Origin of the sequence: Photorhabdus africana, assembly GCF_035181445.1 — a bacterium.
In the GTDB taxonomy this organism is placed as follows: Bacteria; Pseudomonadota; Gammaproteobacteria; order Enterobacterales; family Enterobacteriaceae; genus Photorhabdus; species Photorhabdus laumondii.
Genome location: NZ_JAXBVE010000042.1, coordinates 1 through 23,144, shown reverse-complemented (window position 1 = coordinate 23,144; position 23,144 = coordinate 1). Strand labels below are relative to the sequence as shown.

23 protein-coding genes and 1 pseudogene are annotated in these 23,144 nt (G+C 42.0%); 4 read left to right on the top strand and 20 right to left on the bottom strand.

The window, feature by feature from the left end:
* Positions 1 to 82: 82 nt before the first annotated feature.
* Together abiEi and SLS51_RS18875 are read left to right on the top strand one after the other, a co-directional pair.
* Positions 83 to 616: a type IV toxin-antitoxin system AbiEi family antitoxin gene (gene abiEi, locus SLS51_RS18880; protein ID WP_323840164.1), complete on the top strand. Its 534-nt coding sequence runs from the start codon at positions 83 to 85 to the stop codon at positions 614 to 616.
* Entirely contained in the window at positions 609 to 1,529 is a 921-nt protein-coding gene (locus tag SLS51_RS18875) for a nucleotidyl transferase AbiEii/AbiGii toxin family protein (protein ID WP_323840155.1), read from the top strand. The genes abiEi and SLS51_RS18875 overlap by 8 nt, the downstream gene beginning before the upstream one ends.
* Before the next feature lie 20 nt (positions 1,530 to 1,549).
* On the opposite strand, the gene SLS51_RS18870 is transcribed toward SLS51_RS18875, so the two are convergent.
* The 11 genes from SLS51_RS18870 to SLS51_RS18820 form a co-directional block, all read right to left on the bottom strand.
* Complete coding sequence (locus SLS51_RS18870) at positions 1,550 to 1,765, bottom strand: hypothetical protein (RefSeq protein WP_323840154.1); 216 nt, start codon at positions 1,763 to 1,765, stop codon at positions 1,550 to 1,552.
* A gap of 72 nt (positions 1,766 to 1,837) precedes the next feature.
* Positions 1,838 to 2,917, bottom strand: a complete 1,080-nt coding sequence (gene waaB, locus SLS51_RS18865) for a lipopolysaccharide 1,6-galactosyltransferase (RefSeq protein WP_323840153.1) — start codon at positions 2,915 to 2,917, stop codon at positions 1,838 to 1,840.
* Between the two features lie 10 nt (positions 2,918 to 2,927).
* Entirely contained in the window at positions 2,928 to 3,707 is a 780-nt protein-coding gene (locus tag SLS51_RS18860; protein WP_323840152.1) for a PIG-L family deacetylase, read from the bottom strand.
* A 1-nt stretch (position 3,708) separates the two neighbouring features.
* The gene (locus tag SLS51_RS18855) at positions 3,709 to 4,455 is read right to left on the bottom strand and encodes a hypothetical protein (protein ID WP_323840151.1); all 747 of its coding nucleotides are present in this window, start codon (positions 4,453 to 4,455) and stop codon (positions 3,709 to 3,711) included.
* Between the two features lie 10 nt (positions 4,456 to 4,465).
* Positions 4,466 to 5,092 (bottom strand): hypothetical protein, encoded by a 627-nt coding sequence (locus SLS51_RS18850; RefSeq protein ID WP_323840150.1) that lies wholly within the window; start codon positions 5,090 to 5,092, stop codon positions 4,466 to 4,468.
* A 374-nt stretch (positions 5,093 to 5,466) separates the two neighbouring features.
* A complete protein-coding gene (locus SLS51_RS18845; protein ID WP_323840149.1) occupies positions 5,467 to 6,627 on the bottom strand; it encodes an aminotransferase class V-fold PLP-dependent enzyme in 1,161 nt (386 codons plus the stop codon).
* A complete protein-coding gene (locus tag SLS51_RS18840; RefSeq protein ID WP_323840148.1) occupies positions 6,627 to 7,283 on the bottom strand; it encodes an HIT family protein in 657 nt (218 codons plus the stop codon). Before SLS51_RS18840 ends, SLS51_RS18845 begins: the two co-directional genes overlap by 1 nt.
* A gap of 12 nt (positions 7,284 to 7,295) precedes the next feature.
* Positions 7,296 to 8,174, bottom strand: a complete 879-nt coding sequence (locus tag SLS51_RS18835) for a hypothetical protein (protein ID WP_323840147.1) — start codon at positions 8,172 to 8,174, stop codon at positions 7,296 to 7,298.
* Positions 8,175 to 8,579: 405 nt separating this feature from the next.
* On the bottom strand, positions 8,580 to 8,708 hold the full coding sequence (locus SLS51_RS18830) for a helix-turn-helix domain-containing protein (RefSeq protein ID WP_323840146.1): 129 nt from the start codon (positions 8,706 to 8,708) through the stop codon (positions 8,580 to 8,582).
* Positions 8,709 to 8,753: 45 nt separating this feature from the next.
* On the bottom strand, positions 8,754 to 9,035 hold the full coding sequence (locus tag SLS51_RS18825; protein WP_173362505.1) for a helix-turn-helix domain-containing protein: 282 nt from the start codon (positions 9,033 to 9,035) through the stop codon (positions 8,754 to 8,756).
* Complete coding sequence (locus tag SLS51_RS18820) at positions 9,022 to 9,345, bottom strand: type II toxin-antitoxin system RelE/ParE family toxin (protein WP_323840145.1); 324 nt, start codon at positions 9,343 to 9,345, stop codon at positions 9,022 to 9,024. The genes SLS51_RS18825 and SLS51_RS18820 overlap by 14 nt, the downstream gene beginning before the upstream one ends.
* A 142-nt stretch (positions 9,346 to 9,487) precedes the next feature.
* Between SLS51_RS18820 and SLS51_RS18815 the strand changes: the two are divergent.
* A pseudogene (locus SLS51_RS18815) lies at positions 9,488 to 9,844 on the top strand (type II toxin-antitoxin system RelE/ParE family toxin); the annotation flags it as partial.
* Positions 9,845 to 9,977: 133 nt separating this feature from the next.
* Positions 9,978 to 10,280 carry a transcriptional regulator ProR gene (gene proR / locus SLS51_RS18810; protein ID WP_323840144.1) on the top strand — a complete coding sequence of 101 codons (303 nt, stop codon included), beginning with the start codon at positions 9,978 to 9,980 and terminating at the stop codon, positions 10,278 to 10,280.
* A gap of 273 nt (positions 10,281 to 10,553) precedes the next feature.
* Here proR and rpoC read toward each other — a convergent pair whose 3' ends face one another.
* The 9 genes from rpoC to SLS51_RS18765 form a co-directional block, all read right to left on the bottom strand.
* The gene (gene rpoC / locus SLS51_RS18805) at positions 10,554 to 14,774 is read right to left on the bottom strand and encodes a DNA-directed RNA polymerase subunit beta' (RefSeq protein ID WP_323840143.1); all 4,221 of its coding nucleotides are present in this window, start codon (positions 14,772 to 14,774) and stop codon (positions 10,554 to 10,556) included.
* 130 nt (positions 14,775 to 14,904) lie between these two features.
* Entirely contained in the window at positions 14,905 to 18,933 is a 4,029-nt protein-coding gene (rpoB, locus tag SLS51_RS18800; RefSeq protein WP_323840142.1) for a DNA-directed RNA polymerase subunit beta, read from the bottom strand.
* Positions 18,934 to 19,272: 339 nt separating this feature from the next.
* Positions 19,273 to 19,644 (bottom strand): 50S ribosomal protein L7/L12, encoded by a 372-nt coding sequence (gene rplL, locus SLS51_RS18795; protein WP_112879331.1) that lies wholly within the window; start codon positions 19,642 to 19,644, stop codon positions 19,273 to 19,275.
* Positions 19,645 to 19,707: 63 nt separating this feature from the next.
* On the bottom strand, positions 19,708 to 20,214 hold the full coding sequence (rplJ, locus tag SLS51_RS18790; RefSeq protein ID WP_323840141.1) for a 50S ribosomal protein L10: 507 nt from the start codon (positions 20,212 to 20,214) through the stop codon (positions 19,708 to 19,710).
* Between the two features lie 315 nt (positions 20,215 to 20,529).
* Positions 20,530 to 21,231, bottom strand: coding sequence for a 50S ribosomal protein L1 (rplA, locus tag SLS51_RS18785; protein ID WP_011144822.1), 702 nt, complete (start codon positions 21,229 to 21,231; stop codon positions 20,530 to 20,532).
* Positions 21,232 to 21,234: 3 nt separating this feature from the next.
* A complete protein-coding gene (gene rplK, locus SLS51_RS18780; RefSeq protein ID WP_065823556.1) occupies positions 21,235 to 21,663 on the bottom strand; it encodes a 50S ribosomal protein L11 in 429 nt (142 codons plus the stop codon).
* A gap of 161 nt (positions 21,664 to 21,824) precedes the next feature.
* Positions 21,825 to 22,370, bottom strand: coding sequence for a transcription termination/antitermination protein NusG (nusG, locus tag SLS51_RS18775; protein ID WP_323840140.1), 546 nt, complete (start codon positions 22,368 to 22,370; stop codon positions 21,825 to 21,827).
* 1 nt (position 22,371) lies between these two features.
* A complete protein-coding gene (secE, locus tag SLS51_RS18770) occupies positions 22,372 to 22,755 on the bottom strand; it encodes a preprotein translocase subunit SecE (RefSeq protein ID WP_323840139.1) in 384 nt (127 codons plus the stop codon).
* Positions 22,756 to 23,029: 274 nt separating this feature from the next.
* On the bottom strand, positions 23,030 to 23,144 hold a 115-nt coding region (locus SLS51_RS18765), incomplete at its 5' end, for an EF-Tu C-terminal domain-related protein (RefSeq protein ID WP_500690691.1).

Here is a 23,144-nt window from a genome sequence, read left to right as displayed (position 1 = left end):
TTTTATGTATACAAATAATTGCTATGATGAATATCTATACACAAAACACCCTTTAAAGGGGTTTTACAGTAGAGATAATAAAATGGATAGGCTCACAGCAATTAACAAATTAGATGAGTTCAGCAAAATGGGAAGAGCCATTTTCCTTTTACAGGATTTGGAAGTTATCTTTGCTGACGAGACTTCTCGAACATTGCAAAAATCTATTGATCGCCTCATCAAAGCCGGACTGTTATTTCGCATTACCAAAGGGGTTTATGTCTATACGCGGGCCAGCATGGGAAGCTATCCCCTAGAGACTATCGCCAAAAATATCCGACGAGGCGAATATAATTACATCAGCTTAGAGTCAGCTTTATCTCAATATGGGTTCATCTCACAAATCCCCATCGACCGCCTGACAATCATGTCTACTGGCAGAGCTGGAGAGTTTAAAACACCGTGGGGAGTCATTGAAATCACCCACACCAGCAGAGAGCCTAGCGAAATTCTGAAGGCAACGTTAGAAAGCCGTGGCCCCCTGCGTATCGCAAAAAAAGAGACTGCTCTACGTGACCAAAAAAGAGTGGGGAGGAATATGCATTTAGTTAAACTGGAGGAACTCAACTATGTCTAGCCAAATTAACTTTAACGCCATTGTCGATGAAGTCATTGAACAGGACAGACTGGCAAACCTAAGGCCAGTTGTAGAAAAAGAACTGTTGCATTATGACATCCTGTTTTGTCTTTCTAAGGACGGTTTACTCAAGGAGATTACCTTTCAGGGTGGTACATCGCTAAGGCTCTGCTACGGCTCTAACCGATTTAGCGAAGATCTGGATTTTGCTGGTGGGCGTGGTTTCTGTTCGGCTGATTTGAGTAGAATCAAAGAGTGTGTCGAGAAATACCTAGGTGTACGATATGGGCTTGAGGTCACGGTAAAGGAACCGAATGAACTACGAAACAAACCGGAGTATGCAGAAGTAAAAGTGGATAAATGGCAAATATCCGTCACTACTGCGCCTGAACGTAAAGACCTGCCAAAACAGCGCATAAAAATAGAAATCGCCAATATTCCTGCGTATACAAACACCCCCCGTCCATTGACGAGAAATTATTCGGTGTTGCCCGACGGATATGCTGACGTCCTTGTGTCTGTAGAAACTCTGCCTGAAATCATGGCCGATAAGCTGATAGCATTCCCTGCTACTACATCTCAAATTCGATACCGCGATATGTGGGATTTATTATGGTTAAGTCAGCAAAATACAACACCAGACATAGAACTCATTAAAAGAAAAGTATCAGATTATCAGCTTGATAACTTTGAAGAATTGCTTCAAGCCAGAATCGACTCGATTGAAATTATTGTTGCTTCTGGTCACTTTCACAACGAGATGAGACGATTTATACCCGCACCTATATACGACAGAAGTGTAGGACAAGAGGCGTTTTCCACCTATTTGATGACGAGCCTAAAGGCGTTGTTAATCACTGTGAAAAAGAGCCTGTATTCTTCAGGAGACAACTCCGTTCCATTCAAGTTATAACGATTACATGTATTTTATGGCTACTCGGCACCCCAGATTAAAATACCGCATTGCTGCCACTGAGCCGTTTGCGATGAATGCGACTTAAGGGTTCCTTCTATTTCCTCTGTTTGTTGAATCAGTATCAGCCAGTCTTCATCGAGTTGTTTCAAAACCCTGCGTGCAATGGCAGTTAATCCATTGTTTACATCCTCAAGTGCTTCTGGCAGCAGAGCGTTGCGGAAAAACGATGCCATATTCTGCTGCCAATCCTCCGATTTGACTAGAGATAGATAGCAACGCGTTTTTGAACTAATAACTGTCGTACATTAGATCTGAGCTAATACAGGCAAAGCCTTAGTGATTCTTAACAGGAAATTATCTTGGTAAAGAAAGGCAATAGAATTTTTTATTGCTTGATGATCTCTTATTTTATATTCGTCAATAATGAGTTGTAATTTTTCAGACAACTCAGGAATACTACCTGATTTATAAAGTTCACCATTAAAATCATTGATAATATCACTCGGGCCACATTGACAATCTGAACTTATACAATAGATACCATAAGATATTGCTTCCGCTAATACCATACCAAAGCCTTCATATTTTGAGGTTAAAATAAAAGCTGATACCTCTTTTATATTATCCATCACAAATTCCCAAGGCTGATTTTTCCAACCGTGCCAAATAATATTGTTACTTATATTAAGTTGTGAAGATAATTCTTTTAAATAAACCTCATCATCACCAGAACCTACTATATGTAACTCCCAATGACCATGTAATTGTGAAAGCGCTAAAAACAGTTCAGTTATATTTTTTGACTTATAAGCAAGAATTCTGCCAACATATAAGAATCTGGCTATGTGTTTTGGTTGAGGAATGATAAAAAAGTTCATCTTGATAGGATTGAAAATAAGATGAAGCTTCTCTGTTTTTATTCCAAAAGATAACATTTGATCTCTTAAACCAGAACTGATTACAAGGTGTTCGTCGGCACAGCATAAATCTTTAATTTTCTGTGGGGTAGGGTTTCTAATGTAAGTATGCAGCCAAGAGTAAGTTTTTACCGGGAAATTAATTTTTTCACAGGCAAGTCGGGCAATATTACAAGATGTTGTGTCTAAACTTATTAAAATCTCGGGGTGAAATCTTTCTAATATCAAGGACAGCTCGCATGCAATATCCTGGCAAGATTCGCAATTACTTGACGTTAAGGAGATATATTGAGCGCCAGATAACCAATCACGATTTTCAATTCTATTGGTTTCATTTAGAGATATGAAAATGAAATCAATTTCAATGTTGGCACGGTCAATCAAATTGATTAAATTCGAACATACCGTTTCTACCCCACCATATCCATTCAAGAAAAGATCATGGTATATTATGAATATTTTTTTCATTATAAATCCTTTATTGAATTAACCAAAAACGTTCTTGCACTTTTATTTCATTAATAGTTCGATGATATTTTTCCAATGAAATTAAAATATTTGTTTTATTATCAAACAGAGGTTCTAATTGAGTCTCATAAAATAGGATGTTTTGTACCTTTTCTTTTAAATCAATATCCACCAATATGGCATGTTTATCAAATTTGTTATTTCTTAATAAAGCTTTTTCCAAACTATCGGGGTTAATAACAGGGTATTCACCTAAAACATAGGGAAAATCTTCATAAAGTAATATTTTAAACTTACGTGAACCTTTTATATTATGTACAAGACTATTTATTATGATGTGATCTACATGTCGACCTATTCCCAAAGGGGCATAGATATAATCAGGTTGATAATTTAACAATGTTTTGTCGATAAGATCTTGAGCCATATCGGATGCATCATCTGATTTATGTATCTGACCACTATAAATCATAGTAGAATTTTTATACATAAGTTCACCGTATTGATCGGTCCTGTAAATGCAATCTAAAATTTTACCATGTATTGGAATCGCTGATAATTTATTGCAAAAAGCGATATCTTCATTGGCTCGCTTTGCATAAAGTTTTATAAATGAATACATATTATCATCATGTGCAGAATGTGAATAATGAGATGTAAGATTTTTATCATATTCAGTAAAAAATGTTAAAACAACCACCTTTTGATTTTCTGAAACTAATTTATGTATTAAACCGCCAGCGCTTAAAGCGGCATCGTCTAAATGAGGTGATAGAAATAGATGTATCATTTTAAATCTCCATGTAAAAGTTATTATATTTTATTTCCATCAGTACAATATAAATAGCAGCGAGATCAATGCGTATCCCATCCCTGTTTTTTATAAAATCTGAGTTGTTAATATTTGGCTTTTCTTGGGATTGAACTCTTTCATCATGGGCATAAAATTCTTTCATTATATCAAACCAGCCAGCATGAATTCTTTTTGCTGCAATTTCTATTACGCTGTCACTGTGGCCTAATATTGTCATTAAATCAGAAAAAATAGTATCGTTTGTAGAAAGTAAGGTTTCATAATTAAAATTATCAGACACAATATTATTATCGTATAAATAAGTATCTTTTATTACTTCCGATATAATACTCAGATCACTCTTTATTAATCTTTTCTCAAAAGTCTTTTCTTTTTCAGTGAATGCTTGATAAGGTTTTAAAAAATTAACTTGTAAGTTGTATTCAATTTCAAGTTTTGTTATTGAGTCTTGCATAGCAGTTTTATTATCGACTAAATATTTTGCACACCATAAATCGTGTATACAAGAAGCAAGAATATCTAAGTTATCGTCCTGCTCCAAGAACAGACATATTTCAGAAAATAATTTAATTTGTGAATTATTTAACTGGCAATTTAAAGTTCTATGGCTAGGATTAAATATAAATGAAGCTTGCTTTAATCTTCTCTGAATCTCTTTGGTTAAATAGGTTGAATTTAAATTAATTTTGCTACCCAGCGGTTTTTTATTATCTTCTTTACTCATGTCCCATCTCCTATTTTTTGTTCATTAACCTTATTTTTGTTGATGATATATCTAAGCGAAATAGCTCTTCTGGAATAGATTCAAATAAAAGTCGATGTTCCTTTCTAATATTCATCAAATCATCAACGGTATGATATTTATTATTAAAAAAACGTCCAGCCACCAGAAATCTACAATCATTATTCTTAATTGTCATAAGAGATTTTTTTAATCCTTCCTCACCGCCATAATAAATAGGATTATTAATTTCTTGGCATAAATCGGCGCCAATGACAAAAATTGCCCCCTGGTAAATATGCGATTTTTCAGTGAAAATTTTAGCGTCACTTAAAACTATATCACCTTTCCCCTTAAATTGTTTTATCCTCGTGAAAATTTCATCGGTTGAAATAGTAAGTTTTACCGCATTTTTGATTGACAGTTCATAATAGGGTTTCCTTTTAGTCATCTCTGTAGCGATTTCTTTTAATTCTTCATGCCCTTTATGAAGTGGATTGAAAGAACCAGATAAAATTAAAGTCTCTTTCCAATCTATGTTTGTATGGTTAAAATCTCCGTTTCTATCAATATGGATATAATTCAACTTACCATCAATTAAATCAATTAGATAACGCTCATTCTTGTTAGGAATATTCATCTATATTCTCATATGCTATTATACCCGTTATCTTTCAAGTTGCTTCTTTGTTGGCTGCACTCGCTCACCCCGGTCACATAGTTTGCTATGCTCCCGGGGATTCACTCCCTTGCCGCCGCGATGCATCTTGAAATCCATTGGGTATATATAACCATATATTTATTAAACAGTATTATTACATTATTTACTAATGGTGATTAATGATATATTTTCATTCTTTCTAAAGAAATATCAAATTAATTTCCCTAGTGATTGCCAGACCATTTATTAATGGTAATTTATTGTTTTTTTTTAAATTAAAACCATGAACTATAAATGTTTTATTCGCAGCTCAATTTATTACTAAATCGCCTAATCCCCCTAAATTATTCTCATTAATTATCAGTATTTTCTCTATAATTTTCCTCAGTGATATTAACTAAGGCAGATTTTATTTTTAAAATATCTTCCGTTGTATGCGACGTATCAAGGCTAACCCGAACAGCACCATCAGGATAAGTCCCGAATTTTTTATGCGCTAACGGTGCACATTGTAACCCGGGACGAGTAATAATATTGTATTTGTTTTCTAGTATATAAGAGACCTCTCCGGGATGATAACCTTCTACTGTAAAAAGAATTGTTGGCAACCCGACTCTATGTTTACAAATTAATTTGACCTGCTTTAATTGTGATAACTCATCAATAAGAGTTTCACGCAAAGTTTGTAATTGATTCTGAATATTCTCTATTCCAATTTTTTTTAAACGCCTTATGGACGCTAGCAATGAAAGTATGCCAATAGTGTTTTGTGTTCCTGATTCATATTTGTATGGTATTCCCGTTGGCTGTGTTGTCAATCTTGATAATACACCTGTCCCACCCTGAACTAATTCACTATGAGAAAATCCATCATCAAGAATAAAGTACCCGCCAATACCTGATACTCCTCCTAAACTTTTGTGTCCGCTAAAAACAAAGTAATCAATATTCCCTTTCGATAAATCAATTGTTTGTGAACCAAAAGATTGTGAACCATCAACTAAAACCATCGTGCCGTATAAATGTGCCAGTTTCCCTATCTCATCTATATTACAAAATGTACCAATAGTATTGGCGCAACTATGAATCACTAATAACTTAGTTTTCTTATTCTTTAATAAAAACGCCAAATGCGACATATCAATTTCACCATCTGTCACATCGATAAATTGACTACTTACCCCAATGTCTTTTAAATGGTTTATCGGCCTAAGGACTGAATTATGTTCTAAATGGGTAGTAATGACATTATCACCCGGCTTAAGTGTACCTTTTAAACATTCGTTAAGTGAATATGTTGCTCCTGAGTTAAAAATTACTGTCCCATGGCCATTTAATTTTGTTTGTTCGATAAATTCGTGTCGGCACTCTTCAACGAGTTCCGTAACCTTTTTAGATTGTTGCGACAAAGATCGCCCTGGAGTTACCCCAAGAGTGTCTAAATACATATTTATTATGTCTTTCACTTCTTGTGACTTTGGCCATGAAGTAGAAGCTACATCCGCATATAACATTACCCAACCTCCATATGGTTACTAATATATGATTTGAATTTTTTAGCCGTCGCATCCATCTCCTTTATTCCTTCATTATCTCTCCAATCGGATCTTTCAGGCACATTTAAACTATTTGCCAATACGGTTCTTATCATTCCTCTCTCAATGAAATCTGATTCACCTATCGTAAAAATATACTTATTACCACTATCTTCAACGTAAATATAGGGGCCAGCCTCACCAAACATCTCAAGTTCATCCAATGAGTCTATTGTATGCATTTTAAATTGATCCTTTAATTTATTATGAAGATCAATCTCGGTAGGGAAACAACATAAATGTGCATGGTAACAGTACTTTTGATTCGGGTCCATGATGATACAACCACCGGCTCGTCCATTTTCATAACAAAGAGGATTACTTATATTGTAATATTCACGATAAAAATCATTTATTATATTCTTAAACTGTTTCAGTTCTTTTATTACTTCGTCATCATATATTTCTGCAAAGCACCGGCATCCTCCTAAATTAGCCTCACACTTATTGGTGGCAATTATTATATAGCCTTCAATTATCTGACCTTTAGGTACGAATGCATAGAAATATTTTCCTTGTAAAAGTATTTTATCTTTTTCAAAGGAAGATTCTGGGTGACAAAAAATACATCCCATTTTAAACTCCTCTTATCGTTTGTCAATTCTACTGATAAATATATCTTCATGACACAAATTAAAATTTTCTTCGGTATGCCAGGCAATCATCATGCTAAACTTATTTATAATACTATGTTTATTCAGTCTGCTTTGTAGTTCAGAATAAATAGGATTTGGTAAGATTATTTTGCATTTTTTCCTAATAGCAAGACAAGAATCAATCACAGATATAATTGTACCGGGAGCTGTGCTTGATAAACCTATCACCTCTACCGTGGTATCATCAAAACCTAATATCGCTAATTCTTTCCCAACCGTTAACAGCTTAATATCCCTGTAGCGAGGACTCTGCTTTGAGTAAGCAATCCAATTGTTATTTACTTCCCTGCCGAAAAAATTGATTTTATTAAAATTACCTACTTCGTTAAGGTCTCTCAAGACTACATCGATTTTAGTACATCCTTCTACAACTATTTCTGTAAAATCAAAAATGTTCACTCTGCTACATAGGTATTTTTCGAAAATCTTTGAATAACATTTGATCTTTCTTGCATCTGAGTAACAAATCGTCGCATCTACATCATTACGATGTGTTTGTTTGGCACTTTCTATTATCAAAGTTGGTGATTTTACGCTTTCATCTATTCCAAAATCGCTAAGCATATTAATGAATACTCGTCTGTGTTTAAGAGTGAATTCACACTTCCTTGTTATAAGGATTGACAAGAATATATCGTTTTTTTTATAAAGAAATGCTTTTATCTCACTAGAAAGATTATATTTTATTTCTTTCAGATTTTTCCAAATAAAATAATCCAAGCTCCCTATATCACGCTTATAAAAATTATTTATCAGGATATAATTCTCTTCCGTTATATCTTCATAGTTCAGGCTTACTCCATTCCCCATTATTTTTCCCCGTCATTTTATATTGGTGACATGGCTTCTCATTTTTATTTTATATTCATTTCCGAGTATATGAATCATGAAATATTGTATTTTATGACCTGTATCATAATTTAAAGATCTAACAGGAGAAAAAACTGCGATTATTTATCCTGAAAAATTAAATTGCAGTCTTCATCAATCATGCAAGAATACGGATAAAAATAGGTACTTTAAAGAGAATAATCTTTCATAAATTCTATGTGATGGGACTTTAAATGAAATAATTATATTGACCAGCCCCCTGAATTAAATATGATGAGCTATTTCTGCATACCGAATAATATCCCTGATATAGCTAAGGTGACACAAGCCTCAGTGGGCAGAACGACGAGCTCTGCCGCTTTTACTGAAACAACGCCATAATATTTAAAGGTCATTATCAGACTGTTCCATTTTAGCAACAGTTGGTTGTTTGATCCCAAGCACAGCTGCCAGCTCAGTTTGTGAAACATCACGGGCCTCGCGGATCTGATAAAGCCCTATCTCCCGTTTCATTTCATCAACTTTTTTAGCAATGCCCTAACCCCATAGCACAGAGAATTACAACGTAATTTGTGGGTTCTGGATACCACAGGCTTGCGCATAGCGCACTAATGTTTCTATACTAGCTTTTGTGACATTATTTTCCATTTTCGTCACCGTTGGCGGCGTAACCCCCATTCTTTCCGCGACTTGTGCGCGAGTCAGTCCAGCAAACTTACGCCACTCTGCAAGTGTTTCTTGCAATCTTTCTTTACGTTCTTCTGCTTCATAAGCGGCTTTAAATTCAGAGTCTTTCATCATTTCTGCCAGAATCTCTGAATGTGTCTTATATTTCTTCATGTTTCATTTCCTCCAATCTACGAAATGCTAAAGCTATCTCACTTGGGTTGATTTTTTGTGTTTTCTTTATATAAACTCGTAGCATATATATTTGTTTTCCTGTCTGATATACCCATAATCCGCGTGCTATATCTCCCCCCATTGTTCGAATTTCGTAAAGACCATTTCCCAAATGTTTTGTGTCCGGTTCACGTAGTGAGCGAGGATCTTTTTCTAGCTTTCCAATCAACCTTACAAGTTTTACCCCTACTTTTGCTGGCAAAGACTTAATTTCTTGTTCGGCCTCATCATGGTATTTAACTATAAACACTCTAATTTCCTCCTAATGCAAAAAATTAACCCAAAAGGAAATTTTCATCAAGAGGAAAATTGCATTTTAATGAAATATCACTTCTGACTAAATTTCTTGACCATAGATTTCCATCTATATAGCACTTGACCTATATTGAACAATAAGTAATCATGTAACTATCAAGACAACAGACACCTTTGATGCATGGTTCGATGCTTTGGATGACACCGACAGGGCCAATGTGCTGGCTTCAATAATAGCACTTCGGGAAAGAGGCCCTATGTTGCCCAGACCATACGCAGATACTGTGAACGGCTCATGCCACAGCAACATGAAAGAATTACGTGTCCAAAGCAAAGGCGACCCGCTCCGAGCATTCTTTGCGTTCGACCCCAAGCGGAGAGGAATTTTGCTTTGCGCCGGTAACAAAACCGGAAACGAGAAACGGTTTTATGAAACGATGATTCCGATTGCTGACCGTGAGTTCACGGCACATCTGGAAAAGCTAAAAAAGGAGTATACCCTATGGATTTCAAGTTGCATCGCGACGGCAAGGGAACGAATCCCCGGGAGCATAGATAACTATGTGACCGGGGTGAGTGAGTGCAGCCAACAAAGAGGCAGCTTGAAAGATGACGGGTATAAACACTATGGCAAGAACTCTTGATCAAATATTAGCAAATGAAAAGCCCGAAGTTGTTGCCAATGCACAAGCTGCGGCAACGGAGATGTTGCTAAACATCCATCTGGCAGATCTTCGTGAGCGGGTACAAAAAACTCAAGGAGAAATAGCTCTGGCTCTTGGCATCAAGCAACCCACGGTTTCTGACATGGAGAAGCTTGGCCGCGACTTGAAACTGTCTTCCCTCAAACGTTACGTTGAGGCAACGGGTAGCAAGCTGCGTCTCGATATCGAGTTACCCGACGGTACCCATTACAGATTTTCCGTTTAACCACAAACGCTTCGGTAACCCTCGCGGATATATTCAAGATCAATGTCCGCATCAACTTTTTTACGCATCAGATGATTGTGAGGAACAAGGTCTGCAAGTGAACACTTTTAGGAAAGAAAAACTTGAGGGGGGATTCTTAACGTGGTGACAAGCTCCATTTGGTAAACGGAACTCGATTAAAACAGAGCGCCAAGTAAAAAATTGGCACGTTATCAAAAAGTTGAAATGCCCTCCTTTGGGGAGGGCATTTAATTAGCTAGCGTGTTCTAAGAATTACTTCTTATCGCCACCAAAACCGGCATTCAACAGTTCTGCCAAGTTCGCAGTAGCCTCATCGACACTCACTGGTGGTGCCTCAGCAGGCTCATTCAACTGGCGACGACGTATGCGATCCTGATGGTAAGCATAACCGGTACCAGCCGGGATCAGACGACCGACGATGACGTTTTCTTTCAAGCCACGCAGTTCATCACGTTTACCCGCAACCGCAGCCTCAGTCAGTACGCGGGTCGTTTCCTGGAACGATGCCGCAGAGATGAAGGATTCAGTCGCCAGAGACGCTTTGGTGATACCCAATAGGTCACGGCCATAAATTGCAGGCACTTTACCTTCTTGTTCCAGCTTACGGTTTGCCACTTTAACGCGGGCATATTCAACCTGTTCGCCTTCCAAGAACTCGGAACTACCTGCACTTTCAATGGTCGCTTTACGCAGCATCTGACGAACGATAACCTCAATGTGTTTATCGTTAATCTTAACCCCTTGCAGGCGGTAAACTTCCTGAACTTCGTTGGTGATGTAACGGGTAACCGCATGAACACCACGCAGGCGCAAGATGTCGTGTGGAGACTCTGGACCATCAGAGATGACGTCACCACGTTCAACCACTTCACCTTCGAACACGTTGAGCTGACGCCATTTAGGGATCATCTCTTCGTAAGCATCACCACCATCTAATGGGGAGATAACCAAACGACGTTTACCCTTAGTTTCTTTACCAAAGGAGACAATACCGCTGACTTCAGCCAAGATAGCAGGCTCTTTCGGACGACGTGCTTCGAACAAGTCAGCAACACGTGGCAGACCACCGGTAATATCTTTCGTACCGCCGGATTCCTGAGGAATACGCGCTAAGGTATCACCCGCAGAGATGCTTACGCCATCGTCTAACTGAACAATCGCTTTGCCCGGCAGGAAATATTGAGCAGGCATATCAGTACCTGGAATCAATACATCGTCACCTTTGGCATCAACAATTTTCAGTGCCGGACGCAGATCTTTACCACTACCGGTACGCTCTGCACTATCCAGAACAACCAATGAAGATAGACCTGTTAATTCGTCAGTCTGACGGGTAATGGTCTGACCATCTATCATGTCAGCGAAACGAATGATACCAGAGACTTCACTGACAACTGGCATGGTATGTGGGTCCCAGTTAGCAACGGTTTCACCGCCGTTAACGGTTTCGCCATCACCTTTACCCAGTACTGCACCGTAAGGCACTTTATAGCTTTCTTTAGTACGGCCAAATTCGTCGATCAGACACAATTCAGTGTTACGAGAAGTAATCACCAGCTTGCCTGAGGAGTTTGTCACGGATTTAGCGTTAAACAGCTTCAAGCTACCTTTGTTACGTACCTGAATACTGGATTCTGCCGCTGCACGAGATGCCGCACCACCGATGTGGAACGTACGCATCGTCAGCTGTGTACCCGGCTCACCGATGGATTGAGCCGCAATAACACCAACCGCCTCACCTTTATTGATAATGTGTCCGCGAGCAAGGTCACGACCATAGCAGTTAGCACAAACACCGAAGTCAGTTTCGCAACTTACAACAGAACGTACTTTAATGCTGTCAACGGAGCTCTCTTCTAACAGATCACACCATTTCTCGTTCAGCAATGTATTACGCGGCACCAGAATGTCAGCAGTACCTGGTTTCAGAACATCTTCCGCCGTCACACGACCCAATACACGCTCACGCAGTGGTTCTTTAACATCACCACCTTCAATAACCGGCGTCATCAGAATACCGTCGTGCGTACCACAGTCATCTTCTGTAACAACCAAGTCTTGCGCCACGTCAACCAGACGACGAGTCAGGTAACCGGAGTTCGCCGTTTTCAGTGCGGTATCCGCCAAACCTTTACGAGCACCGTGAGTTGAGATGAAGTACTGGAGTACGTTCAAACCTTCACGGAAGTTCGCCGTAATTGGGGTTTCGATGATGGAACCATCTGGCTTAGCCATCAAGCCACGCATACCCGCCAACTGACGGATCTGAGCAGCAGAACCACGCGCACCGGAGTCAGCCATCATAAAGATGCTGTTGAAGGAAACTTGTTGCTCTTCTTCACCATCACGATTAGTGACTGTTTCAGTCGACAAGTTTTCCATCATTGCTTTAGCAACACGCTCGTTTGCCGCAGCCCAGATATCGATAACTTTGTTATAACGTTCACCGGCTGTGACCAGACCAGACTGGAACTGTTCCTGAATTTCAGCAACTTCTGCTTCTGCTTCGGCAATGATCCCGGCTTTTTTCTCTGGGATAACCATGTCATCGATACCAACAGATGCACCTGAACGTGCAGCGTAGGCAAAACCGGTATACATGATCTGGTCAGCGAAAATAACCGTTGGCTTCAAGCCCATCACACGGTAACAGGTGTTCAGCATCCTAGAGATAGCTTTTTTACCCAATGGTTGGTTAACCAGCGAGTAAGGCAGACCTCTTGGTACAATCATCCACAGAATGGCACGACCAATAGTCGTATCAACCAAACCGGTGTTAGTTGTGATATTGCCTTCGCCATCTTTCACTTCTTCGGTGATACGCACTTTAACGCGAGCATGCAGAGAAGCCAGTCCTGCGCGATATACGCGTTCTGCTTCTTTAGGCCCGGTCAATACCATGCCTTCGCCTTTCGCGTTAACACAGTCACGGGTCATGTAATACAGACCCAGAACAACGTCCTGAGATGGAACGATGATTGGCTCACCACTCGCTGGAGACAGGATGTTGTTGGTAGACATCATCAGCGCACGCGCTTCTAACTGGGCTTCCAGTGTCAGCGGTACGTGAACAGCCATTTGGTCACCGTCGAAGTCGGCGTTATATGCCGCACACACCAGTGGGTGCAACTGAATCGCTTTACCTTCAATCAGAACCGGTTCGAATGCCTGAATACCCAAACGGTGAAGTGTCGGTGCACGGTTCAGCAGAACCGGATGTTCACGAATGACTTCATCCAGGATATCCCATACCACCGCCTCTTCACGCTCAACCATCTTCTTGGCTGCTTTGATGGTAGTCGCTAAACCACGCAGTTCCAGCTTGCCGTAGATGAATGGCTTAAACAGCTCCAGTGCCATCTTTTTAGGCAGACCACACTGATGCAGACGCAGGTAAGGACCTACAGTGATTACAGAACGACCGGAATAGTCAACACGTTTACCCAACAAGTTCTGACGGAAACGACCTTGTTTACCCTTGATCATATCAGCCAGGGATTTTAGTGGGCGTTTGTTAGAACCGGTAATTGCACGACCGCGACGACCGTTATCCAGCAAAGCATCGACCGCTTCCTGCAACATACGTTTTTCGTTACGAACGATGATATCTGGCGCAGCCAGATCCAGCAGGCGCTTCAAGCGGTTGTTACGGTTAATAACACGACGATAGAGATCGTTCAGATCCGAAGTGGCAAAACGACCGCCATCCAGTGGAACCAATGGACGTAAATCCGGTGGCAGAACTGGCAGAACCGTCAGAACCATCCATTCTGGTTTGTTACCAGACTGAATAAAGGCTTCCAACAGTTTAATACGTTTGGTCAGCTTTTTACGTTTAGTTTCAGAGTTAGTTTCGTTTAACTCTTCACGCAGCGTTTCACACTCATTTTCCAGATCGAGATTTTTCAGCAAAGACTGGATAGCTTCCGCACCCATCTTCGCATCGAATTCATCACCAAATTCTTCCAGCGCATCCAAGTATTGCTCTTCTGTCAGGATCTGACTGCGTTCTAAGCTGGTCATACCGCCTTCGACAACCACATAGGATTCGAAGTACAGTACACGCTCAATATCACGCAGGGGCATATCCAGCAACAAACCGATGCGAGATGGCAATGATTTCAGGAACCAAATGTGTGCAGTTGGAGAAGCCAGTTCGATGTGACCCATACGCTCACGACGAACTTTAGTTTGGGTAACTTCTACACCACACTTCTCACAAATTACACCTCGGTGTTTCAAGCGCTTATATTTACCACACAAGCACTCATAGTCCTTTACTGGCCCGAAAATACGGGCGCAGAAAAGGCCGTCACGCTCAGGTTTGAACGTACGGTAGTTAATTGTTTCCGGCTTTTTCACTTCACCAAATGACCACGAACGGATCATATCTGGCGAGGCCAGAGCAATTTTGATCGCATCAAACTCTTCGGTCTTAGTTTGCGCTTTCAGAAACTTCAATAAGTCTTTCACGAAATGGCTCCTGTCGGAGTTAGACCTGTCAGGAGAGCAGCCCATGCCGCTCCCCCCTATGACCAGTGCAACCACTGGCTGGTAAACTGCCCGTCATATCCATTCAGGACAGTACCAGCGGGAATACGATTTATTCGTCTTCCAGCTCGATGTTAATACCCAGAGAGCGGATCTCTTTCAACAATACGTTGAAGGATTCCGGCATACCTGGCTCCATCTGGTGGTTGCCATCCACGATGTTTTTATACATCTTGGTACGGCCGTTAACATCGTCGGACTTGACGGTGAGCATTTCCTGCAAGGTGTACGCGGCACCATATGCTTCCAATGCCCACACTTCCATCTCACCGAAGCGTTGACCACCGAACTGCGCCTTACCACCCAACGGTTGCTGAGTAACCAGACTGTACGAACCGGTTGAACGAGCGTGCATTTTGTCATCTACCAAGTGGTTCAGCTTCAACATATACATGTAGCCAACGGTAACCTGACGCTCAAATTGCTCACCGGTACGACCATCAAACAGGGTAATTTGACCAGAAGTTGGCAAGTCACCCAGTTTCAGCAGCTCTTTAATTTCTTTCTCTTTCGCACCATCAAACACTGGTGTCGCAATTGGCATGCCTTTTTTCAGGTTTTCCGCCAAACGCATCACTTCTTCATCAGAGAAAGTGCTCAGATCAACTTTCTGACGGGTTTCATCACCCAGGTCATAAGCTTTCTGGATAAATTCACGCAGTTTGGCAACTTCCTGCTGCTGTTTCAGCATCGCATTGATCTTGTCGCCAATACCTTTCGCAGCCATACCCAGATGCGTTTCCAAGATCTGACCGATGTTCATACGTGACGGTACGCCCAGCGGGTTCAGTACGATATCTACCGGTGTGCCGTTTTCATCGTAAGGCATGTCTTCGATCGGGTTGATCTTGGAGATAACACCTTTGTTACCGTGGCGGCCCGCCATCTTATCACCAGGCTGAATTTGACGTTTAACCGCCAAATAAACTTTGACGATTTTCAGCACACCCGGTGCCAGATCATCACCCTGAGTGATTTTACGGCGTTTAGCATCCAGCTTTTTCTCGAACTCAGCTTTAAGTTCGTCATACTGTTCAGCCAACTGTTCCAACTGATTCTGTTTCTCTTCATCAGCCAAACCCAGCTCTAACCAACGCTCACGAGGCAGTTTATCCAGTTTCTCAGCTTCAATACCGCCAGCAATCAAAACAGAACGGATACGTGCAAACAGGCCAGCTTCAAAGATTCGCAACTCTTCTGTCAGGTCTTTCTTCGCCTGACGCAGTTGCATCTCTTCGATTTCCAGAGCACGTTTATCTTTCTCTACGCCATCACGGGTAAAGACTTGTACGTCGATAACCGTACCGGATACGCCATTTGGTACGCGCAGAGAAGAATCTTTAACATCAGACGCTTTCTCACCGAAGATAGCACGCAGCAGTTTTTCTTCTGGCGTCAGCTGGGTTTCACCTTTAGGTGTCACTTTGCCAACCAGAATGTCACCGCCGGTCACTTCCGCACCAATATAAACAATACCGGATTCATCCAGTTTGGAGAGTGCGGCCTCACCTACGTTAGGGATATCAGCCGTGATCTCTTCAGGCCCTAATTTGGTATCACGAGATACGCAAGCCAGTTCCTGGATATGAATGGTTGTAAAGCGATCTTCCTGGACGACACGCTCAGAAACTAAGATGGAGTCCTCGAAGTTATAACCATTCCATGGCATGAACGCTACGCGCATGTTCTGGCCCAGAGCTAATTCACCCAAGTCAGTGGATGGACCATCAGCCAGTACGTCACCACGTTCCACCGGTTCGCCCAGAGAGACACATGGCATCTGGTTAATACAGGTGTTCTGGTTAGAACGGGTATATTTAGTCAGGTTATAAATATCAATACCTGCTTCACCCGGATACATTTCGTCTTCATTTACTTTGATAACGATACGAGATGCATCAACGTACTGAACTACACCACCGCGTTTAGCAACAGAAGTTACACCTGAGTCAACTGCTACCGCACGTTCCATACCTGTACCGACCAACGGCTTATCAGCACGCAGAGTAGGAACAGCCTGACGTTGCATGTTTGCACCCATCAATGCGCGGTTTGCGTCATCGTGTTCCAAGAATGGGATCAAGGAAGCACCAACGGAAACCACCTGCTGGGTGGAAACGTCCATATATTCAACCTGCTCACGGTTAAATAAGCTGGATTCACCATAATTACGGCAAGTGATCAGATCTTCAACGAAGTGGCCTTCGTCATCTAATACGGTGTTTGCCTGTGCGATAACGAAGTTACCTTCTTCAATCGCAGACAGATAGTGAATTTCATCAGTAACAACACCATCACGAACCAGACGATATGGGGTTTCAAGGAAACCATACTCGTTAGTCTGCGCATAAACAGATAATGAGTTAATCAGACCGATGTTCGGACCTTCCGGGGTTTCGATTGGACATACGCGACCATAGTGCGTTGGATGTACGTCACGCACTTCGAAGCCCGCACGCTCACGGGTCAAACCACCTGGACCCAACGCAGAGATACGGCGTTTGTGAGTGATTTCAGAGAGTGGGTTGTTTTGGTCCATAAACTGAGACAACTGGCTGGAACCAAAGAATTCTTTCACTGCGGCTGAAATCGGCTTAGCGTTGATCATGTCCTGAGGCATCAGTGTATCCAGATCACCCAGAGACAGACGCTCTTTAACTGCACGCTCAACGCGCACCAGACCAACACGGAACTGGTTTTCCGCCATCTCACCAACAGAACGGATACGACGGTTACCTAAGTGGTCGATATCGTCGACTTCACCTTTACCATTACGGATATCAATGAGTTTTTTCATGACATCAGTGATGTCATTTTTACTCAAAATACCAGAGCCTTCGACTTCTTCACGACTCAATGAGCGGTTGAATTTCATACGACCAACCGCAGAAAGATCATAACGATCTTCTGAGAAGAACAGATTTTCAAACAGATTTTCTGCCGCTTCACGGGTTGGTGGCTCACCAGGACGCATCATACGATAAATCTCAACCAAAGCACTCAAACGGTCATTGGTTGGATCAACACGAAGTGTCTCGGAAATATATGCACCGTGATCTAAATCGTTGGTGAACAATGTTTCGATAGATTTGTGACCAGACTGGCTCAAACGTGCCAACAGATCTAAAGAGAGCTCCATGTTAGCAGCACAGATAATTTCACCTGTATTGACATCAATGTAGTCTCTTGCAACAACTTTACCCGCAATGTATTCAACAGGAACCTCAATACGGTTCACTTCGTCTTTTTCTAACTGGCGGATATGACGTGCGGTAATACGACGGCCTTTTTCAACATAAACCTTGCCGTTTGCTTCAATATCAAAAGAAGCGGTTTCACCACGCAAACGTTCTGGTACCAGCGTCATTTGCAGTCTGTTGTCACGAATTTCGAAAATCGTTTTACTGAAGAACAGGTTCAAGATCTCTTCAGTGCTGTAATTCATTGCACGCAGAATAATCGTTGCCGGCAATTTACGGCGGCGGTCAATGCGCACAAACAGATTATCTTTTGGATCGAATTCGAAATCTAACCAAGAACCACGGTAAGGAATAATACGTGCGTTATACAGTACCTTACCGGATGAGTGAGTTTTACCCTTATCGCTGTCAAAGAATACACCAGGACTACGATGCAACTGGGAGACAATCACCCGCTCAGTACCATTGATAACAAAAGTACCGTTGTCAGTCATGAGCGGAATTTCACCCATGTAGACTTCTTGCTCTTTGATATCTTTGACCGTGCCTTCCGGTGCTTCACGTTCATAGATAACCAGACGCAACTTAACGCGCAGAGGTGCAGAATAAGTTACACCACGAATCTGGCACTCTTTAACATCAAATACTGGCTCACCAAGACGGTAGCTAACGTATTGCAGCTCCGAACTGCCACTGTAGCTCTGAATTGGGAATACAGAACGGAATGCCGCTTCTAAACCATTCTGGCCTTCTGGATCTTGCTCGATAAACTTCTGGAACGAGTCAAGTTGGATAGAAAGGAGATAAGGTACGTCCAACACTTGCGGACGCTTACCAAAATCCTTACGAATACGTTTTTTCTCGGTATAGGAGTAAACCATAGGGTTCCTCAGCTCGCTGATCAGTGACCCACTCTGCCCGCCCTAAAGGACAGCTCTTTACAACACTGTTTTTTCGAACAGAAAATTGAATTATTTTCCGTAATACTCATTACTATTACTCTTAAATCATTTCATTGCGTTACATTACTACCGAGCTACCCGAGTGGATCGTAGCTGAGAACGCAGTATATTAAGTCGTCAATAGGAAAAAGTATTTGGAGGTTAATTAACAGCCAAACAGTGGAAATGCTGCTAATGCCCTACAGCGCAAAAAGGCTGGTGATTTTTTAATCACCAGCCGTCAGCCTTTCAAGTCAGGCTGCTAACTTAAAGCTAAACTTACTTAATCTCAACAGAAGCGCCTGCTTCTTCCAGAGATTTTTTCAGTGCTTCAGCGTCATCTTTGCTGATGCCTTCTTTCAGTGTAGCGTTTGGAGCGCTCTCAACCAGATCTTTTGCTTCTTTCAGACCCAGACCCGTTGCACCACGTACTGCTTTGATAACAGCAACTTTGTTACCGCCAATAGCAGACAGAACAACGTCGAATTCAGTTTGTTCTTCAACAGCTTCAGCAGCACCGCTAGCAGCAACAGCTACCGCTGCAGCAGCAGAAACGCCGAATTTGTCTTCCATTGCAGTGATCAGTTCAACAACATCCATAACGGACATTGTTGCAACTGCGTCCAGAATTTGTTCTTTATTGATAGACATAACAAGTGTTCCTAAAATTCAGAAATAATTTATACGTTAAAAAGCAACGAAGGAAATCGGCAATTAAGCTACTTCTTTCTGCTCGCGTGACTCGCGTAACGCAGCCAGAGTACGAACCAGTTTGCCTGCAACGGCTTCTTTCATGGTTGACATCAGGCGTGCGATTGCTTCTTCGTAAGTCGGGAGTGTTGCCAAACGGTCAATATTGGCCGCAGGAATAAACTCACCTTCAAAGGCTGCTGCTTTAATCTCGAATGCTGGATTCGCTTTCGCGAACTCTTTGAACAGACGAGCAGCTGCGCCCGGGTGTTCGTTAGAGAAAGCAATCAAGGTTGGACCAACAAACGCTTCTTTCAGGCACTCATAGGCAGTACCTTCAACAGCACGGCGGATCAGCGTGTTACGAACAACACGAATGTAAACGCCAGCTTCGCGACCTGCTTTACGCAGTTCAGTCATTTTACCTACAGTAACGCCACGGGAATCCGCAACAACCGCAGACAGCGCGCCTTTGGCAACTTCGCTGACTTCAGCAACAATCGCTTGTTTGTCTTGAAGATTTAGTGCCATTAGCTTCTTGCTCCTGGATTAACCGGGAAGAACCCGGAACTCACATCGCTCATAACACCATAAAGGGGCCTGAGCTCTAAAACACGGTGAGCAGAATCCAGAAATGAATTTCATTTGGCTCTGTCACCGTCTACGCAGGAATATTAAGTAATTACTTACACCTGCGGTCTTGGACGGGGCTTGGATTAGGCCAAGCTCCAACCGAAAATTTTTTATTTAGCTAATAAAAAACTTACTAGCCAAACATAAGGCGCCAAATTCTAGACAAATCTGACGCCAAGGTAAAGCGATAATCACAATCACATTCAGCTAAAATTAGGCCGAAGCATTCAGACCAGACTGGTCAATCGCAACACCTGCGCCCATCGTAGTGGACAGGCTAACTTTCTTAATATAAATACCCTTGGCAGAAGATGGTTTGCCTTTTTTCAGCGCAACCAGCAGAGCTTCCAGGTTTTCTTTCAATTTGTCAGCGTCGAAGTCAACTTTACCAATGGTGGTGTGGATAATGCCGTTTTTATCGTTACGGTAACGAACCTGACCCGCTTTAGCATTCTGAACAGCTTCAGCAACGTTAGGAGTTACAGTACCCACTTTAGGGTTTGGCATCAAACCACGAGGACCCAGGATTTGACCTAATTGGCCAACAACGCGCATTGCATCTGGAGAAGCAATAACAACGTCAAAGTCCATTTCGCCTTTTTTAACTAGTTCAGCCAGATCTTCCATACCTACCAGTTCAGCGCCCGCTGCTTTAGCAGCTTCTGCATTTGCGCCTTGGGTAAATACAGCTACGCGAACGGAACGGCCAGTACCATGAGGCAGTACCGTTGCACCACGCACGTTCTGGTCAGACTTACGAGCGTCGATGCCGAGATTAACAGCAACGTCAACGCTTTCTACGAATTTAGCGGTAGCCAGCTCTTTCAGCAGAACAACGGCTTCGTTAATGTCATACTGCTTAGTTGCATCCACTTTTTCGCGGATTGTGCGCATGCGCTTGGTCAGTTTAGCCATCGATTAACCCTCCACTACCAGGCCCATGGAACGAGCAGTACCTTCAATTGAACGCATCATTGCGTCAACGCTAGCACCGGTCATATCCGCAGCTTTAGTTTCAGCAATTTCACGAACCTGCGCGCTGGTCACTTTACCAACTTTGTCTTTGTTCGGTTTGCCGGAACCCGATTTAATGCCCGCAGCTTTCTTCAACAGAACAGCCGCTGGAGGGGTTTTAGTAACGAAAGTGAAGGAGCGATCAGAATAAACAGTGATCACAACAGGAATTGGCAGACCTTTTTCAATGCTATCAGTTTTAGCATTGAACGCCTTACAGAATTCCATGATGTTAACACCCTGCTGACCCAGAGCAGGACCTACTGGAGGGCTTGGGTTAGCCATACCAGCTGCAACCTGCAACTTGACATAGGCCTGTACTTTCTTAGCCATTGATAATTTTCCTCTATGTGGGTGGTATCGCCTTTGATTTAAAAGGCTCCCCTGTAATTTCAGCCCCGCCTTATCCAAGCCAGACTACTAAAAAACAAAAGGCGCGAAATTGTATGTTAATTTCTCACCTATTGCAAGCCAGCAAAAGATACGCTCGAAAATTACGCCTTCTCTACCTGGCTGAAATCCAGCTCAACCGGTGTCGCACGACCAAAGATAGAAACTGAAACTTTCAGGCGGCTCTTCTCGTAATCGACTTCTTCCACAACACCATTGAAGTCTGCGAATGGACCATCGCTGACACGAACCATTTCGCCTGGTTCGAATAATGTTTTTGGCCGTGGTTTATCACCAACCTGCTGAAGACGATTCATAATCGAATCAACTTCTTTATCACTGATTGGTGCCGGACGGTCAGATGTACCACCGATAAAACCCATGACGCGTGGTACGCTGCGAACGAGATGCCATGTTGCATCGTTCATGATCATTTGTACCAGCACATACCCAGGGAAGAATTTACGTTCACTTTTGCGACGCTGGCCACTACGAATCTCAACAACTTCCTCTGTTGGCACCATCACTTCGCCAAAAGAATCTTCCATATCATGTAGTTTGATATGTTCACGTAAAGATTGTGCAACACGACCTTCAAACCCGGAAAATGCCTGTATAACATACCAACGTTTTTTTGGGGAATCTGACATCTTAGAACCTCAGGCCTGTAATAAATGAAACTAAACGCACCAGGATACCGTCAAGACCCCAGAGGATCAAAGACATCAATGCAGTCACGGCCGCAACAATCAAAGTCGTGTGCAGCGCTTCCTGGCGAGTCGGCCAAATGACTTTGCGCATTTCAATGCGGGCTTCACGAGCGAAAGCCAGTGTGGTTTTACCTTTTGCAGTCCAGAGCGCAGCCGCTCCCGCAAGAGCAACAATAACAACAACCGCCATCGCGCGTAGAGGAAGGCTATACTCCCGATAAAGGTAGTTTCCAACGATAGCAACCGTTAATAAGGCTGCCACTAATAGCCATTTCATTACTTCAAGACTACGCCTGCTTTCTTGAGCATCGCTATTCGTACTCATAAACCAACCTGTAACTATGATTTAAATAGATAGCCAGCTTGCCTCGCAAGAGCAAAACAAATCAGACCGAACCAAAAAATTTGAGTGATTGTATCTGACTTGGCGCCATAATTCAGTATGACATTGTATATCTGAGAGCGATATAGCCAATTCGTTGCATCAGAGCCTATCTCACCAATAATTAAAAACAACTATTGATGAGATAGGTTCTTATTAAGACAACGTACAAAAAGGGCATCGGTTGATGCCCTTTTAGTGTAATCACATCAAAAAATTATGCGATAACTTTAGCAACAACACCAGCACCTACTGTACGGCCACCTTCACGGATAGCGAAGCGCAGACCCTGGTCCATCGCGATTGGTGCAATCAGGGTAACTTTCATCTGA